We start from the raw sequence: 17,175 nt of genomic DNA, 5'->3' as shown, positions 1-17,175 counted from the left end.
TGATATACACCTATCTATGGTAAACCTGATTGATCAGGGCTTGGGAATGTCTGGTCCGAATACCAGTTCGGTACCGTCTTTCAGATCAAGGCGTGCTGCCTGACCAGCATTGAGTTCCAGTACGTAGCGCGCCGGTACACGGCTTGGGTAGGGTGGGCAAGCATCACCTGCTGAGCACGGCGGCACGTTGCGTTGCTGGCTCACCAACTTGCCTTGCTCATCGAAATACAAGATGTCTAGTGGGATCTTGGTATTCTTCATCCAATATGCTTGCGGCTCCTGACGGTCGTGGATGAACAACATACCGTGATCTGCTGCCATTTTTGTTCGAAACATCAGCCCGTGGGCGCGGCTTTCCTCAGTCTGTGCTAGTTCGACTTGGTAGCGCTGACCGCCGAGATTGACCCAACGTCCATCCGCTCTGGCGTAGCTGCTGGCTAGGAACAGGGAGAGAGCGGTCAGAGTACGGAATAGCAACATGACAAAGCTGTAGATTAAGGTTGAACTAAGGAGGGTAGCGTACTTTTTATCAAGCTGAATGAATATGGCGGTCAGCCACAGCATCGGTGGTGACACGGATAATCGTATCCTGCTTCCAGCTTGAATGGGAAAACCGAGTTTCTAGCATAATTGCTAGGTTAAATCTGCAAAAAATGTTTTGTGTAGATTAATTAGATATATCGGAGTGTGATTGTTTAGTGGTTTCCAAGATTGCATGAGACACGTTGATGGTGTACTTCCAGGCGTTTCTCCGGATGCTTTGGTCGGTTCAAGATGCATTTCATGCCCTGTCTCCTGGCAGTGTGCCTTTAATGTGCCTTTAACTAGTAGTCACTTGATTGATAGACACGAGTAGCGCATGCGCCTTCATGTGCTTTTCTTAAAAAACGCTCCCATCTGTTAGCAAGCATGTTCTGTTCTGCAACGTCTTCTGACCTAATTTTGTTATCTATGAGCTTGCTATGCATTGGGATTCTTGGTTTGCCGGTGCACTAAATCTACAAGATGTTCAAGTGATATTAACGGTTGCCGGCATCTGTATGTCAGGATAGGTGCACGGTTTTGGAGGTGCTGTGGTCGTTGGCAGTAGCCCTGCTCGTGCGTGATCCCTTGCCATGTGGGTGCTCCCCCACACAATGGCTAGTTTTGAAAAGTGAGCCTTGTGCGGTGGGTGGTGGTGACAGCGCGTTAGTTTCACTGGGAACAGTGAGGCATTGGCTAGAGTTAACGGGTTGGCCGTTGGTGTAGTTTCAGCATTGGTTTCCCCCCGTTGTTTAACGCCGTGTCCTGTGCAGCGACGACCACTTGGCTCAGGCTGGAAGAGTAAATTTTGTCGATCTGGCCGATTTGATACACCACCATGAACCTGAACTTTTCGGATGTGGTTGGAGCATATCTTTCATGTTGTCATTCCCATGTTTTCCGGCCGTGTCGCTGTTTGGCCTTGTTTTGTATAGCGTTGTATCCGGCGTTCATGCCGCTGCTGTTACCAGCATAGATGATGCCTTGCCGACACTGACTCTTGGCAAGGTTCAGGTTTACGGTACCAATGACAGTACGCTGCCGATCGGCAGCGTACTGTCTTCGGTCGATATCCTTGGTCAGGACTTGCTGCAAGACCAGCACGTCGACTACACCTGGGAATTGTTCATGCGTGCGCCGGGTGTGCAGGTCACTCAGTTCAAAATGGGTACCGATGCTGGCCGTGTCTCGTTCAGGGGATTCAATGGCGAAGGCCGTGTTAACGCGATCAAATTGCTAATCGATGGTATCCCCAGCAACGATAATGCAGGTGGGATGCCGTACCTTGATGCGTTATCCCCTTTGGGTATTACCGCGATCCAGATTGCGCGCGGTACTAATGATCCACGCTATGGACTCAACGCGATCGCAGGCCATGTCGACGTGATGACCCGCAGTGGTGGTAACGATGGTTTGCTCAGTGTGACTACAGGTAGCTTTGGTACTCGCGAGGTGCAGCTGACCAAGGGCATCGAGCGCGGCGTGTGGAGCCAGAACTATGTTGCCAGCTGGCGTGATTCGGATGGATACCGGGATCATGCGCGCGCAATCAAACGTTCTTTCTCAGGTAAATGGGGCTATGCTGATCCCAGCGATATATGGCGTGCTGGTTTGAGTATGCGTTACTTTCATAACGATGCTCAGGAATCCGGTTACCTGACTTATAGCGATGCGGTTGCCTATCCGCGAAGTTCACCAGCGTATTCTGGACAGGACTACAGCCAGCGCCAAACCATACAGACTGCTTTGCATTTGGACCGGAGTGTGAGTGAAACATGGCATTGGAGTGCCAAGGCTTATGTCAACCGCTATACCAATGACCGTGTGGTGAAGTTCACCGCTGCCAGTGTACGTCAGGAGCGCTACACCGACGAAACCCACCGCGGCATGCTGGCTAATGCGATCTGGCAACCTCGAGTGGACTGGACGCAGGAATTTTCCCTCGAAGGTGGTCTTGAGGCGCAATGGCAAAGCAATGTGTCACGTCGCTATCGTATTTTCGATGGCCAGCGCAGCACGGTGTTGCGTGACTGGGACTTCAATCTGGACACGTACGGTGCCTACTTACAAGCGGTCATCCGTGTTAATGAGCTCCTGAAGTTGGTGCCAGCCTACCGTATCGATCATGTTTTTGGTTGGTTCAGGGACATCGCTGCTAGTGTGCGCTACCCGGTTTACGGCTACGGCACGATCCAACAGCCCAAGTTCAGCGTGTCCTATGATGTGAGCCATGACGTGACTGCCTATGCCAACTGGGGGCGTACTTTCCAGATCGGTAGCGGTAATGGAGCCTATCGCATTCAGGCTGACAATCTGGCACCGTCGATCAACGATGGCTGGGAAACTGGATTTACTTTTAAGCCGTGGTCTTGGGCCAATGCACGCCTGGCGTACTGGCAGCAACGCGCCTCCGGTGAGGTTGCCAGCATCTTGGGTGTGAATGGCACTGTTGCCACTAACGAGGTTGGTAATGTTGGCAAGACGCTACGCAAGGGGTGGGATGCACAGCTTAACTTGCAGCCGGGCGAACAGTGGCGTGTATGGCTGGCATATTCCCGCCAGAAAGCCGAGATTGTTACTCCAGATCCGAGTGCGCCTGCCACACGTGGCAAAGAGATCGAGAACGTGCCGCGTTGGCTCGCCAATGTTGGAGTGGAGTGGCACGTGTTACCCAAGCTCAAGCTTAGTGCTTGGGGGAATGGCCAGGGAGACTATTATGTCGAGCGCAGTAACACGCTTGGGCGTTACGGCGGTTATTTGCTTGGCAACCTCAGTGCGACTTACGAGCTTCCGAACAGGAGTGAATTGGCATTGCAACTGAAGAACATCGCCAATCGCTTCTACGTCTACGCATGGTATGACAGCGGTTTTTCCGGCTATTCACCTGGCGACGGTCGTGCACTTTACCTAAGCTGGACCGTGAGCTTTTGATAGCCATGAGCTTTGGTTTGGGTGGCAAAGATCAATCAGTAGGTGAACGGCGATGTTTACGGGCATTCGGGTGGTGTGCGGATGCAGGTGCCAATATCAGTGCATCGGTTGGTGGGTGTGATGGCATCGCCTTGGTCGCTATAGGTAAGGTGTAGTTGCCGTACTTCGATCAAAGTGCCAGGCTTATTCAGAACAGAGATGATGGTGCAGTTCAGCACACACATCAGTCGGTGAATCATCCCGGTCCGAGACATCGCATTTGGACTTTGAACTGTGTCAGTCATGGGGCATCCGTGGTGTTGGTGAAGATGGATCAGATGCCGTTTGCCTGGGTATTGTCTCGCTGTGTCTGAGTGCGGTAGTGATGTGGTGCAAGCGGCGTCCGCAGAGTGATCTGGGTGTGTCCGCCCCTGCCAAACGACCTTCGCACGCTGCAGGTGGTGACTGCATTGCTGATGTTCGGTGCTTTGCTGTTTCCCTCATCAATGCTACTGGTATAGGTTATTGGGCCGGTCCTCGAAACGGGACTCCCTTTCTAATCAATCTTCAAAGATACGGATTAAGGCTTGTTAACATTCATGCATGGCGCTGAGGCGATATCCCCGCGGAGATCGCAACAGGCTCATTTGTGCAGCTCGAATACTGTTTACCGCGTCACTGGACAGCACTTAGTGTGAAGGTGGATCTGGACGGCACTGACGCATCCTCAAAATATGCTCCGCCGGCTATCGGGAAACCCATAACGGGTGGAATACCAAGCATCCCCTTCTTGCGGCAGACGCGCGCCCCATCACCTTACTTTCTATCGCCTGGACAAGTACACGATGTGCCGGAAGGTGGCGAGTGGCTGTCTCGGCTTGCCGAATTGCCCGTTGTACGTGCTCATGGAGCGTGTCATCAGACCCACCCACTGACGCTTGATTCGGTCTTCATCCACGTCGCACTGCCGCTGCGTACGCGCATTGAGCCTTAAGAATGCGACCGCAACATATGCAAACGCTGCAATGAGGTTGAACGCCTATTTCGCAGACTTAAGAGCTATCTACGCGTTTTCTCCAGATACGAGAAGTTTGATGTCCTGTTCATTGTCTTTATCTGCTTGCTTCCGAGTGCGTATGGCTTGCGATCATCATGTTGGCAGGCCCTCATTTGGATGGAGTACCTAAAGCAGGGTGCTACACATCAGCACTGTAGTGGTACGTGTGCCAGCCTTAGATGTTCTCGTGAATCCCGCACTCACGCTTGAGTCCGAAGAAGCGCGTGTCTTCCTCCCGCATACCTGGTTCCCAGTGGCGTGTAGTGTGAATATCGCCGATTGAAACGTAGCCCTGTTCCCATAGCGGGTGGTAGGGCAGTTCATAGCGTGTCATGTACTGCCAAATGTCACGGTCGGTCCAGTCGGCGATCGGGCTGATTTTGTAGCGCTCGTCACGCCGTTGCACGATGGAGGTCTGGACACGGGTACTGGATTGTCCGCGACGTAGGCCGGTGAACCAGGTGCCGACTTGCAATTCCTCTAATGCGCGGCGCATCGGCTCGACCTTGTGCAGGTTGTTGTATTGATTGATTCCGGCGATACCCTGTTCCCATAGTTGGCCATGACGAGCTTCTCTCCAGGCGCCGCTGAGCAGCGGCTGGTATACCTTCAGGTTGAGCTTGAGTCGCTCGGTGAGCCTGTCGGCGAAACGGTAGGTTTCTGGGAACAGATAGCCGGTGTCGACCAAAATCACCGGGATATCCGGTGCAAACCGGGTCAGCAGATGCAGCATGACTGCCGATTGTGCACCGAAGCTGGAAGAGAGGGCTGGACGGTCCGGACCGTGCTCCAGCGCCCAGCGCACACGATCTTCAGCACCAAGCGTTTCCAGGTGGAGATTGAGCCTTTCCAGATCATCCAGTGCTGATAAGGCGGTGGTAGGAGAGAAGACGGGGAGTGCGGTCATGCTTGCAGATCTGAGGAAATAACGTGTCGGTGGGTGGGATAGGAGGGAAGTGCGACGATGCCGGTGCGATGTAGGAAATCGCCAAAGCCTTCGCTCGGGAGGCGTTCCTGTTGATAGCGGCCCAGCAGCGGTTCCAGCGCAGCAAGAATCTCGGTTTCGGTGATGTTTTCGCGATAGAGGGTGTTGAGGCGTTGGCCGCGTTGGTCGCCCCCGAGCATGAGGTTGTAGCGGCCATAGGCCTTACCGACCAGCGCAATTTCGGCCAGATAGGGGCGCGAGCAGCCGTTGGGGCAGCCGGAAATGCGCAGCAGGATCGGTGTCTCAGCGAGCCCATATTTCTCCAGCATGGGTTGTAGTTTCGCGTTAAAGTCCGGCAGATAGCGTTCGGCCTCGGCCATCGCCAGGCCGCAGGTTGGGAATGCGACACAAGCCATGGCGGTACGTGCCAGGGCAGTGGGCGCACGGTTACCGATATCCAGACCGTAGTGGGTCACCAGTGCGTCGATTTCGGCGCGGCGTGTGGCGGAGATGCCAGCAATCACGACATTCTGATTAGGTGTCATGCGGAATTCCCCGATGCTGAGTGTGGCGATTGCACGGAAGCCACTGAGCAGGGAGCTTCCTTCAGTATCAGCGATGCGTCCGGCTGGCAGCGATAGGGTCAGATGCCAGTGTCCGTTCTCACCTTCGATCCACCCGTAACGATCGCCGTTATGTTCGAAACTAAACGGCTGCGCTGGTTGCAGTGCAACGCCGGCACGCCGCTGGATCTCGTCGGTTACGAAGTCCAGTCCGCGGTCGTCGATGGTGTATTTGAAGCGGGCGCGCTTGCGTAGTGTGCGGTTGCCCAAGTCGCGTTGCGTGGTCACGACCGCCGTGCCGATTGCGATCAGATCGGCGCGGGCGATGAAGCCGATGATGTTGCCGACACGAGGCCACGTGTCTGGGTCGCCATGGGTCGTTCCCATCCCGCCGCCGATAGCGACGTTGTAGCCAAGCAATCTGCCGTCAACGATCACTGCGATAAAACCCAAGTCGTTGGCGAATACATCCACATCGTTGATCGGCGGTGCGGCGAAACCGATTTTAAACTTACGTGGCAGATACCGTGGGCCGTAGATCGGTTCGTCCTCCTCGCCAGCACCAGCGACCTTTTTCTCATCCAGCCAGATTTCGTAGTAAGCACGGGTGTTAGGTAGCAGATGCTCAGATAGGTACGCTGCGTCGGCGTAAAGGTCTGCATGGGCACGCGAGAGCAGTGGATTGGCAGCAACCTGCACGTTGCGATTGACGTCGCCGCAGGCTGCAAGTGTATCGATCAATGCAGCGTTGATTGCCTGCATTGTCGCCTTCAGTTCACGTTTGATCACCCCGTGGAACTGGAATGCTTGGCGTGTCGTCACACGCAATGAGTGGTTGGCGTAGCGCGTGGCGATCGTATCCAACTGCAGCCACTGCTGCGGCGTGATGACACCACCAGGCGTCCGGGTGCGAATCATGAATTGGTAAGCTGGTTCGAGTTTTTGCCGGCGGCGCTCTTCGCGCAGGTCGCGATCGTCCTGCTGGTAGCTGCCGTGGTACTTGATCAGCGTTTGGTCGCTTTCGCGGAGCGCGCCGGTGGTTGGGTCTGCGAGGCTCTCCAGGAGTGAGCCCCGCAAGCGGCCGCTCTCGCCCTTGATGTCTTCGATGGAGGGAGAGCTCATGTGTGTAGGGTGTATCGGATGGAGGGGGAAGGAACGCGATGCTCTGGTGAAATCGTCGCGATGTGTCGCTGGGATCGCGGCCATGCATGGTTATGATCCGGATAAGACTGCTGTTCCGGTTGTTTAGTAGACATCGCGTGCATAGCGTCTCTCGCGTTGCAGGTCGGTCAGTGTCTCTGTGGCGGCTTCTTCAGTAAGGTTGCCGTGTTTGATGAGAATCTGTAGCAGCGCCGTGTGTACGTCTTTGCTCATGTTGATTGAGCCGCAAACATACAGATGCGCGCCATTTTGAAGCCAGGCATAAACTTCATGGCCCTGTGCTAACAAGCGGTGTTGCACGTACATTTTTTCAGCTTGGTCACGGGAGAATGCGAGATCCAGCGCGTGCAGTTCACCGCGCTGCAACGCTTGTTGCCATTCGGTTTGATACAAGAAGTCACAATTGAAGTGTTGTGCGCCGAAGAACAGCCAGTTGCGTCCGGTTGCGCCGATTTCTGCGCGTTCTTGGACGAAAGCGCGGAATGGCGCTACTCCAGTTCCGGGGCCGATCATGATGATGTCACGCGTCGAATCTGCCGGTAAGCGGAAGCGTTCGTTTGGTTCGACGTAGACAGGTAGCGTGTCTCCTTCAGCCACACCAGCGAGGAAGCCGCTTGCCGCGCCAAGGTGGTCGTGACCGTGGGCTTGATAGTGCAGTTCATCGACAGTGAGGTGGACTTCGTCACCGACGCGCTTACGGCTGGAAGCAATTGAATACAGTCGTGGTGTGAGGGGACGCAACGCTGCGACCAGTGCGGTATGGTCCCAATCCGCCGGCCAGCGTCGCAACAGGTCGATCAGTTGATGATCGTTGAGCAGCGCCGCCAGTCCGGCAGTCTGGGTTGGGGTGAGTAGCGCGCGCAGTTCCTCAGCACCGGATCGCTCGGCATGTGCAGCCAAGAATGGCCGCGACAGCCTGGTCACTTCGCGTCGGGTGGCGAGCCACTCGGACAGCGGCAAGGTTTCCTTATCTTGTGTTACTTGGATGTGAGCTGAAAGTTTAAGTGTTGTAAGTACAGCTTCGACAAGTGTATTGGGATTGCGGTGACGCACGCCGAGTGCGTCGCCTGGTTCGTAGTGTAATCCGCTGCCTTCCAGCGACAGTTCTAGGTGGAGGACCCGTTTAGAAGCCCGGCCATGTGTTCGGAATGCTGGACCTTTAAAGTCGCGTCCGCTGATCAGTTGGTTTTTGAACAGTTCAGCTTGGAAGGTCTCTGTGGGTCCCGTGAGAGGCACACTGCCGCGTAGTGGGGTGACATTGGTCAGTGGGGCGATCACGTTTTTAAGCTGCTCGCCGGCATGGTGCAGCGCTTCTTTGCGCCATGGTGTGGCCACTGTATCGATATCCACGTCGGCCTCGCCTAATGGCTGCAGCCGTTGCGCACCGAGTGCTGCCAGTCGTGCGTCGAGACGGCGGGCGATGCCGCAGAAGTCAGCGTAGCTGGAGTCTCCCAAGCCAAGCACGGCATATTTCAGTTCGGGTAACTTGGGCGCGCGCCGCCCATTCAGGAATTCCACAAGGTCGATTGCGTCGTCTGGTGGGTCGCCTTCTCCTTGAGTACTGATGACGATGTACAGCAGCCGCTCGGCAGCCAGTTCGCGGGTTGCGTAGCTATCGGCCCGGACGAGGCGTACCGCCAGTCCTGCGGCCTCCGCCTCGGTGGCAAGTTGTTCGGCAACACGGCGTGCGTTACCAGTCTGGCTACCGTAGAGCACGGTTAGGCGTTGGCTGGTTTGGGCACCGGAGTCATCCTCTGGTACTGCTGCCAAGGCGGATGTTAGTTGGCTTTGTGCCAGCCCGGCCGCATAGCCGGATAGCCACCACAGCGAGGGCGCATCCAGGCCTTTGACCAGATTCATGAGCAGGGACTTACGGTCCTCTGAAAGGGGGGGTAGGGCAAGCGAGGGGTTCAGGGCGGTCATGCCTGTTATGGAGCCGGAGCAAGCGAATAGATGTTAGGGAGGCGCGAAATCGTGCAGAAAGGAAGGAAGGTTATTCACTTATGCTCCGTGCTTATTTCAGAACATGATGGGTTTCGCGACACACTGCACGTTGCCGGTTGACTGCGCCGGCTGCCGAGGCGGCTTGCTGAGGTGCCCATCTTCCCTATCCTGCATTGTTAATTCCGATGGCTTCACCATCTTTGTCCCATCTTGATCGGCTTGAGGCCGAAAGTATCCATATATTGCGTGAGGTCGTGGCCGAATTTCGTAATCCGGTGCTGCTGTATTCGGTAGGTAAGGATAGTTCAGTACTGTTGCACCTGTTGCTCAAGGCTTTTGCTCCGGCACTGCCGCCGATTCCTCTACTGCATGTCGATACGCGTTGGAAGTTTCGCGAGATGATCGCCTTCCGTGATCGCTGGGTTGCTGAAACAGGGGTGGAGTTGCGTGTGTACATTAATCCTGAGGGAGAGGCTCGGGATATTAGCCCGATCACCCACGGTGCAGCGGTGCATACGGATGTGATGAAAACACAGGGTTTGAGGCAGGCGTTGGAGCAGTGGCAGTTTGACGCGGCGATCGGTGGGGCACGCCGTGACGAAGAAAAGTCGCGTGCCAAGGAGCGCATATTCTCGTTTCGCAACGTGCGTCACCGATGGGATCCAAGAACTCAACGTCCTGAGTTGTGGAATGTGTATAACGCACGCATTCATCCTGGCGAGAGCGTGCGGGTATTTCCGCTGTCCAATTGGACCGAATTAGATGTGTGGTTGTACATCTATCGTGAGCAGATTCCGGTGGTGCCCTTATATTTCGCTGCGCCACGCCCGGTGGTTGAGCGCGATCGCATGTTGATTCTGGTTGACGATGACCGTTTTCCGCTGTGTTCTGGTGAAGTGCCGCAGTTGCGTTGGGTGCGTTTCCGTACGTTGGGCTGCTATCCCTTGACTGGTGCGGTTGAGTCTCGCGCTGCGACGTTGGAAGACATCATTGCTGAGATGTTGGTGACTCCTTTTTCGGAGCGTCAGGGGCGGATGATCGACTATGTGCCTGGTGCGTCGATGGAAAGCAAAAAGGTAGAGGGGTATTTCTGATGATCACTCGGATTGAAAACGCGAAACGCGTGCTTGATTGGTCAGAGGCGGGCACGAGTGGGGATGCGTTGTCGGTTACGGAGATCGTCACCCATACCGATGTACGGATGCAGTCTGTGGCCGCTTACTTGAAGCAGCAGGAGGTAAAGCCGCTACTGCGCTTCATCACGTGTGGCAGCGTCGATGATGGTAAAAGCACCCTGATTGGGCACCTGCTGTATGACAGTAAGCGCTTAGCTGAAGATCAGTTGGCTGAGCTCATGGCGGACAGCCGGCGTTACGGGACCCAGGGTGAGGGTATCGATTACGCATTGCTATTGGATGGTTTGGCAGCAGAACGTGAACAGGGTATTACGATCGATGTGGCCTACCGTTATTTTGATACTGATCAGCGCAAATTCATCGTTGCCGATTGTCCTGGACATGCCCAATACACGCGGAACATGGCCACGGGTGCCTCTACTGCCGATGCGGCGGTGGTACTCGTGGATGTGCGCAAGGGGTTACTTGCTCAAACTCGCAGGCACAGTTACATCGTTGCGTTGTTGGGTATCCGCCATGTAGTGCTGGCGGTGAATAAGATGGATCTAGTTGGCTACGATCAGGGGACGTTTGAAGTGATTGCTGCCGATTACCGGGCGCTGGCTGCCGATCTGGGGATCAAAGATGTGCAGTGCATTCCGTTGTCGGCGTTGGAGGGCGACAATCTCTCCAAACGCTCGGCTCGGATGCCTTGGTACACCGGTCCCAGTTTGCTTGCGTATCTGGAAGCGTTGGAGCCGGCCACTGTCGATCTCGCCAGTGGCATGTGTTTGCCAGTGCAGTGGGTCAATCGTCCGGATTCGCAGTTTCGCGGCTTCACGGGTACTTTGGCCGCCGGTCGCGTGCGACCTGGAGATGCTGTCGTGGTGTTGCCCTCGGGTTGTTGTTCCCGGGTGGTACGCGTCTTTAATGGCGATAGCGACGTGCACGAGGCGGTTGCCGGCCAGGCAGTGACCCTGACCTTGGCTGACGAGCTTGACATCAGTCGTGGTGATGTCATTGCCGCTCTTGATGATCCACCTGAGGTTGCCGATCAATTGGCTGCTTACGTGTTGTGGATGAGCGACACGGCGTTGCTGCCCGGGCGGCGTTATTGGTTAAAGTTAGCGACGTCTCTGGTCGCGGCCAGCGTGAGTGAGATCAAGCACCGGGTTGATGTCAACACACAGGAAAAGCTGGCTGCGCGACGTTTGCGGCTGAATGAGGTGGGATACTGCAATCTGTCGTTGGATGTGCCCGTGGCGTGTGTGCCATATGTGCACAACCGTGTACTTGGCAGTTTTATTCTGATTGATCGTCAGTCCAATGCCACAGTGGGTGCCGGTACTTTGGACTTTGGGTTGTGTCGTACCGGTAATCTGCATTGGCAGCATCTGGACATTGACAATGTCGCGCGTGCCAGGATTAAGGGGCAGACACCTAGGGTGCTGTGGTTTACCGGACTATCCGGGGCTGGTAAGTCGGCAATTGCCAACATTGTTGACAAGCGTTTGCATACGTTGGGTTACCACACGTTTATTTTGGACGGCGATAATATGCGCCACGGTTTGAGCCGTGATTTAGGTTTCACAGTAGAAGATAGGGTTGAGAACATTCGCCGTGTCACCGAAGTGGCCAGGCTGATGGCTGATGCTGGTTTGATTGTCCTGGTTAGTTTCATTTCCCCGTTCCGGGCCGAGCGACAATTAGCCCGCGAGCGCTTCGCCTCCGATGAGTTTGTAGAGGTGTTTGTCGATGTGCCCTTGGCGGTGGCTGAGGCGCGCGATGTGAAGGGCTTGTATGCTAAAGCGCGTGCCGGCTTGATCTCCAATTTTACCGGGATTGATTCCCCTTATGAGCCGCCGGATCATCCGGAGCTGCACCTGCGTGCCGACCAAGGGACTCCAGAGGAACTGGCAGCCCAGGTGTTGTCGTTGCTAGAGATGGATGAGAGTTGATAGGGGTTCGTGTTTATGTGTGACTGTAGTAAAGCTGCTTGGGTATACCGACAGCTCTGGTGCAGGCAACATTCTGTTTAGTTCGGTTTAGCGGTGTGACCTGATGTGGTCGCTACCGAAGAGGGAACGTAGGTTAAGTGGTACCGAGGTCTGACATGTCTTTGATGATCACAGGTAGGTGCTTCTGCGTAACGTAAATTGGTTGAAACAGGTATCAGATGCTTTCATCTGGTGAGTGTGGATCGGGAGTTGATTCCATCCCTTAGAGGGTTGGTACTTGGCTGGACGGGCAAGCGGCGATTTCGTCGGCATGCGATATGAGGAACGAGTGGGCATCGCTTTGTCGTTGATAATGGCCAATTGGTATGTTTTGAATAGGCTCTTTACCAGTACCAGCCATACTTTGATGGTATGTGCTGATCTGTTTGTCCAGATCGCCCTTCAGTTTGATCGGGGCGGTTACACTTGATCGCACAATTCTTCGTTGCTGTCCGTAATTATTAGAGGATGCAGCTTGCGAACAGTGTGGTCCATTCAGCATCGAATGGTACGGGCTTCCATACCTGATTCTTTAATTTAATAATTATGGGTAGTTTGCGTCACAGGCTAAATTTCTCGTCCGAGCCGATGTGCGCGAGCTGTAATACTTCGTAATTGGACATTGAATAGATCAATACGAGTTTTGGCTTGATGTGGCGGTTCCCAGTGATCTTGCTAACGGTTGCTTATCACATGGCCGTTCCGATATATCGTGTCGTTATGCGCTTTATCTGAATGGCTGCTTTTTGTTTAATGGCGTGGCTACACAGTCTGAAAGATGACAGGGCGAATTTGCTACTTAAAACCATCCATCAGATGGGTATGTGTAAAGGGAAAGCCAAATAGGAATTTCTAGAAATGATAGCCAATGCTCTCTTCTACTTCGCTGATGCCAAGCTGGTCCAGCTAGGAAGCGTGGTGTGCGAGGTGATGTTTCTGGCAATTGGTGTATACCCCTTGATGGGGTGGTGTGATGCCATGCGGAATTGGATTGATTTGCTATTGAATATGAAACTGGGGGAGATACTACGCCAGCGGCTGTACTGCAAAAAGTTTTGGGTGGTTTACACGACAACTAAGGGGAGTTTGACGACAATACTCCCCGTAATGCATTACTAGCTGTCTCTATCTGCGAGTGCAGCTTGCTGCCATGCTGGTTTGAATGTTGCTGTGGTATTGGAAGCAATGTTTAAAGATTTCATCGCACATCGCGGTCTACGATGAATAGAGAGCAGCTTTTTGCATAGTGATACATTGCACCACTGCTGTCCAAGGGACGGTCAATCCTCGTTTTTAGACATATCCTCGTCTGCGACAACTTCAGCAGCGGCCCACTCCAGCGCTTCGCGTTCAGCTCGCTCGCGTTCTGCCTTTTCGATCTCTTCGATCAGCTTGCTGTCGATCTTGCGTGCAGCAATTTCACGCAGTGCCAGCACAGTGGGCTTATCCTCTCTATTGGTATTTTCAATGAGCGGTGGCACACCATTAGCGAGCTGACGCGCTCGCTTGGAGGCCATCATCACAAGCTCGAAACGGTTGTTAACAACGTCCAGGCAATCTTCAACGGTGATACGCGCCATGAGGACTCCACTCCAGAGTAACTGCCTTAAACGGTAATTGTAGGCTGCACTCCAAGCAGTGGCAAGATGCGCCTATTTAATGTTTCCGTAAATGATGCACTCGCGGTAGCGGTGAAGAGTCTGTTCTGATTTGCCTTCGAATAATTTTCCTGCTTACTAATCTCAATGAAGCTTTGTTCGTGTGGTGCCTACATGCATGGTAAGAAAAAACGCCAACATGCGTTATTTGGTCAATAGTGTCTTGATCAGATTGGCATGTCGTACTTTTTGCGCTTGCTGACGCAGCCGGCTGGCGGTGAAGATAGCGCTCATTTCTGAGACCGCAGTTCCGAAATGCTCATTGATAATCGTATAGTCGAATTCGTCATAGTGAGCCATTTCCTCGTGAGCGGCAGCTAAGCGCCGGGTGATCACCTCTTCACTGTCCTGGCCACGTTTACGCATGCGTTCTTCTAATGCGGCGCGTGAAGGCGGCAAGATAAATATGCTGACTGCATCAAGTATCTTGCTGCGTACTTGGCGTGCACCCTGCCAGTCGATTTCCAGCAGTACATCGTGACCTGCGGCCAGCTGTGGTTCGACCGATTGGTGTGCAGTGCCTTTCCAATCACCGTGTACCAGCGCGTACTCAAAAAAATCACCTGCCTCGATCATGCGCTGAAATTCATCGGCTGAGACGAAATGGTAGTGCTTTGCATGGCGTTCACCTGGCCTGGGCTGACGTGAGGTGAAGGAGATTGATAGAGTAATTTGCTTATCGCGTTCCAGGGTTGCGTTGACGATAGTGCTTTTACCAGCGCCTGAAGGGGCTGCAACGATGTAGAGGGTGCCGCGCATAGGATAAGGATTGGCAAGTGGAAAATGGAATCAGGTTGGTACTGGCAGTGACCAAGTATGCGGTGGGGGAATGTCACTCCGTTTGAGAAGCTATTTCGGTTATTCGAGGTTCTGCACCTGCTCGCGGATCTGGTCGATTAGTACCTTCAGCTCGATTGTGGCATTGGAGGTACGGCTGTCCACCGATTTTGAACCGAGAGTGTTGGCTTCGCGGTTGAATTCTTGCAATAGAAAATCCAGGCGCCGTCCGACTGGTTCGCGCTGGTGGAGTACGCGGTTTAGTTCGCTGATGTGGCTGTTGAGCCGATCCAGTTCTTCATCGACGTCTAGCTTTTGTAGCCATAGCACTAGCTCTTGCTCGATGCGGCCAGGATCGACGGGATATGGTAAGTTGCTCAGGCGAGTGGTCAGTTTGCTGTGTTGGCCTTCACGTATGCTGGGAATCAGGCTGCGAATCTCGCTGACGATTCTTTCAATTGCAGTGGCACGTTGGGTGATCATTGCTCTCAGCTTGACGCCTTCGCGTTCGCGCGTGGCAATGAAGTTGTCCAGTACTTTATCCAGCAGTGCTAAGGAGTGCGCCTGTAGCGTGGCCGTGTCGATCTGTTCACCTTTCAGGACACCAGGTATCTGTAGCAATTCTGTAAATGTGACGCGTAATGCTGGGAACTGTGCCGACAGGCGCAGTGCCAGGGCACTAAGCTGGGATAACAGTGACTCGTTCACTGCAAGCCCAGTTCCGATCTCCTGCGGTGATAGGCGCAGGGTCAAATCGAGCTTGCCGCGGCTGACCCGTGTGGTAACACGCTCGCGTAGTTGTGGTTCCAGGGTGCGCAGTTCTTCGGGGAGGCGTATGACGATATCCAGGAAGCGGTGGTTGACTGAACGCAGTTCGCAGCCCAGCAGGCCCCATGGTGTCAGGTGCTCGTCTGCGGCGAACGCAGTCATGCTATGGATCATATGGGAATCCATTGCTCTCAAAATACGGATGGTACCCTAGCGCGCCCATGTGGGGCTCTCTCTGCGGCTCAACGCTTCATTCACTCATTACTAATAAGAAAAATCCGATATGAATTTTTCACGTCCCAGTGGTCGTCAAGCCGATGAGTTGCGACCGGTACGTATCGAGCGTGCCTTCACCTGCCATGCTGAGGGTTCTGTGCTGGTAAGTTTTGGCAACACATTGGTCCTGTGCACTGCAAGTGTGGAGGCCAAAGTGCCAGTGTTTCTGCGCAATAAGGGGGAAGGGTGGGTCACTGCCGAGTATGGAATGCTTCCACGTTCCACCCATACTCGTTCCGAGCGGGAGGCTGCCCGCGGCAAACAGGGAGGACGTACGTTGGAGATTCAGCGTCTGATTGGGCGTGCGCTGCGCACTTGTGTGGATCGTACTGCACTCGGCGAGCGCACCATTACCTTAGATTGCGATGTGTTACAGGCGGATGGTGGCACCCGTACTGCGGCGATCACTGGTGCTTATGTCGCGTTGGTCGATGCGGTGCATTGCTTGGAACAGCGTGGTCAATTGAAGAAGTCACCACTGCTTGGTGCCGTGGCTGCGGTCTCAGTTGGCATTTACCGTGGTACGCCAGTCTTGGATCTGGATTATCCTGAGGACAGTGACTGCGATACTGATATGAACGTGGTGATGAACGATGAGGGTGGTTTTATCGAGTTGCAGGGGACCGCTGAGGGGCAAGCGTTCCGCCGCGGTGAACTAGACATGTTGTTGGCGTTGGCTGAGCGCGGCACCGCGATGCTGTTTGCCGCTCAGCGTGAGGCGCTAGCCCGATAGAATTGCAGATCCGCATGTTGGCACCAAACTCATCACCGTGGTGACCGACGACAATGCCATCAACGGGCACTGAATGAAAACTGTTGGAACCGAAGATGATGAAACGACTGGTACTTGCCAGTGGCAACGCTGGCAAGTTGGAGGAATTACGTTCAATGCTGGCCGGAGTATCGTTGCAGATCAAGGCACAGGGTGAGTGTGGCGTCCAGGATGTGCCGGAGACCGGTTTGACCTTCGTCGAGAATGCACTGATCAAGGCGCGTCACGCTTGTGTGATCACTGGTTTCCCAGCATTAGCGGATGATTCGGGGCTGATTGTCGATGCGTTGGGTGGTGCACCCGGGTTGTACAGTGCGCGCTATGCCGGCAGTCCGACGGATGCGGCTGCCAACAATGCCAAGTTGCTAGATAGGCTGCGTGATGTTCCCGCTGGCAGGCGCTGTGCGCGTTTTTATGCGGTGATTGTATTGTTGCGCCATGCTGAGGATCCGCAGCCACTGATTGCTGAGGGCTGTTGGGAGGGAGAGATCGCGTTTGAGCCGCGTGGTAGCGGGGGATTCGGCTATAACCCGGTCTTTTTCGATCCGTTATACGGCGTGACTGCGGCAGAAATGGATGCGGAATTAAAAAACCAGATCAGCCATCGTGCCCGTGCGCTGGAGCAGTTGCGTGAGCGTTTGCATAAAATGATGGCTTGATCAATGCCGTATGCCACAGAGGGGTGACCAGCGGATTGCTTCTCCTTGCACACGGGCTTGGTATGCGTCGT

14 protein-coding genes are annotated in these 17,175 nt (G+C 54.3%); 6 read left to right on the top strand and 8 right to left on the bottom strand.

Annotated features, from left to right (window positions below):
• Positions 1-33: 33 nt before the first annotated feature.
• Together PLS229_RS08005 and PLS229_RS08000 are read right to left on the bottom strand one after the other, a co-directional pair.
• Positions 34-480, bottom strand: a complete 447-nt coding sequence (locus PLS229_RS08005; RefSeq protein WP_038271986.1) for a DUF192 domain-containing protein — start codon at positions 478-480, stop codon at positions 34-36.
• A gap of 744 nt (positions 481-1,224) precedes the next feature.
• Positions 1,225-1,362 carry a hypothetical protein gene (locus tag PLS229_RS08000; RefSeq protein WP_160165203.1) on the bottom strand — a complete coding sequence of 46 codons (138 nt, stop codon included), beginning with the start codon at positions 1,360-1,362 and terminating at the stop codon, positions 1,225-1,227.
• Between the two features lie 39 nt (positions 1,363-1,401).
• Here PLS229_RS08000 and PLS229_RS07995 point away from each other — a divergent pair, with 39 nt between their 5' ends.
• On the top strand, positions 1,402-3,453 hold the full coding sequence (locus PLS229_RS07995; protein ID WP_038271941.1) for a TonB-dependent receptor: 2,052 nt from the start codon (positions 1,402-1,404) through the stop codon (positions 3,451-3,453).
• Positions 3,454-4,222: 769 nt separating this feature from the next.
• Positions 4,223-4,426 carry a hypothetical protein gene (locus PLS229_RS07990; RefSeq protein ID WP_162814103.1) on the top strand — a complete coding sequence of 68 codons (204 nt, stop codon included), beginning with the start codon at positions 4,223-4,225 and terminating at the stop codon, positions 4,424-4,426.
• A gap of 238 nt (positions 4,427-4,664) precedes the next feature.
• On the opposite strand, the gene PLS229_RS07985 is transcribed toward PLS229_RS07990, so the two are convergent.
• From PLS229_RS07985 to PLS229_RS07975, 3 genes are all read right to left on the bottom strand, one after another.
• Positions 4,665-5,396: a phosphoadenylyl-sulfate reductase gene (locus PLS229_RS07985; protein ID WP_038271943.1), complete on the bottom strand. Its 732-nt coding sequence runs from the start codon at positions 5,394-5,396 to the stop codon at positions 4,665-4,667.
• Positions 5,393-7,099, bottom strand: coding sequence for an assimilatory sulfite reductase (NADPH) hemoprotein subunit (cysI, locus tag PLS229_RS07980; protein WP_038271945.1), 1,707 nt, complete (start codon positions 7,097-7,099; stop codon positions 5,393-5,395). Before cysI ends, PLS229_RS07985 begins: the two co-directional genes overlap by 4 nt.
• A gap of 123 nt (positions 7,100-7,222) precedes the next feature.
• A complete protein-coding gene (locus PLS229_RS07975; RefSeq protein WP_038271947.1) occupies positions 7,223-9,061 on the bottom strand; it encodes an assimilatory sulfite reductase (NADPH) flavoprotein subunit in 1,839 nt (612 codons plus the stop codon).
• A 206-nt stretch (positions 9,062-9,267) separates the two neighbouring features.
• Here PLS229_RS07975 and cysD point away from each other — a divergent pair, with 206 nt between their 5' ends.
• Together cysD and cysN are read left to right on the top strand one after the other, a co-directional pair.
• The gene (gene cysD, locus PLS229_RS07970; protein WP_038271949.1) at positions 9,268-10,176 is read left to right on the top strand and encodes a sulfate adenylyltransferase subunit CysD; all 909 of its coding nucleotides are present in this window, start codon (positions 9,268-9,270) and stop codon (positions 10,174-10,176) included.
• 107 nt (positions 10,177-10,283) lie between these two features.
• Entirely contained in the window at positions 10,284-12,155 is a 1,872-nt protein-coding gene (cysN, locus tag PLS229_RS07965; RefSeq protein WP_230428289.1) for a sulfate adenylyltransferase subunit CysN, read from the top strand.
• Positions 12,156-13,474: 1,319 nt separating this feature from the next.
• Here cysN and rpoZ read toward each other — a convergent pair.
• From rpoZ to PLS229_RS07950, 3 genes are all read right to left on the bottom strand, one after another.
• On the bottom strand, positions 13,475-13,774 hold the full coding sequence (gene rpoZ, locus PLS229_RS07960) for a DNA-directed RNA polymerase subunit omega (protein ID WP_038271953.1): 300 nt from the start codon (positions 13,772-13,774) through the stop codon (positions 13,475-13,477).
• Between the two features lie 222 nt (positions 13,775-13,996).
• Entirely contained in the window at positions 13,997-14,611 is a 615-nt protein-coding gene (gene gmk / locus PLS229_RS07955) for a guanylate kinase (protein ID WP_038271956.1), read from the bottom strand.
• Between the two features lie 99 nt (positions 14,612-14,710).
• Entirely contained in the window at positions 14,711-15,571 is an 861-nt protein-coding gene (locus tag PLS229_RS07950) for a YicC/YloC family endoribonuclease (RefSeq protein ID WP_038271959.1), read from the bottom strand.
• A 109-nt stretch (positions 15,572-15,680) separates the two neighbouring features.
• Between PLS229_RS07950 and rph the strand changes: the two genes are divergently transcribed.
• Both rph and rdgB read left to right on the top strand, forming a co-directional pair.
• On the top strand, positions 15,681-16,406 hold the full coding sequence (gene rph, locus PLS229_RS07945; RefSeq protein ID WP_038271963.1) for a ribonuclease PH: 726 nt from the start codon (positions 15,681-15,683) through the stop codon (positions 16,404-16,406).
• 98 nt (positions 16,407-16,504) lie between these two features.
• Complete coding sequence (rdgB, locus tag PLS229_RS07940; protein ID WP_038271988.1) at positions 16,505-17,104, top strand: RdgB/HAM1 family non-canonical purine NTP pyrophosphatase; 600 nt, start codon at positions 16,505-16,507, stop codon at positions 17,102-17,104.
• The last annotated feature ends 71 nt before the right edge of the window (positions 17,105-17,175 follow it).

Source organism: Xylella taiwanensis (assembly GCF_013177435.1).
Taxonomy (GTDB): domain Bacteria; phylum Pseudomonadota; class Gammaproteobacteria; order Xanthomonadales; family Xanthomonadaceae; genus Xylella; species Xylella taiwanensis.
The sequence above is the reverse complement of the archived record's forward strand: the minus strand, read 5'-3'. Positions and strand labels throughout refer to the sequence as shown.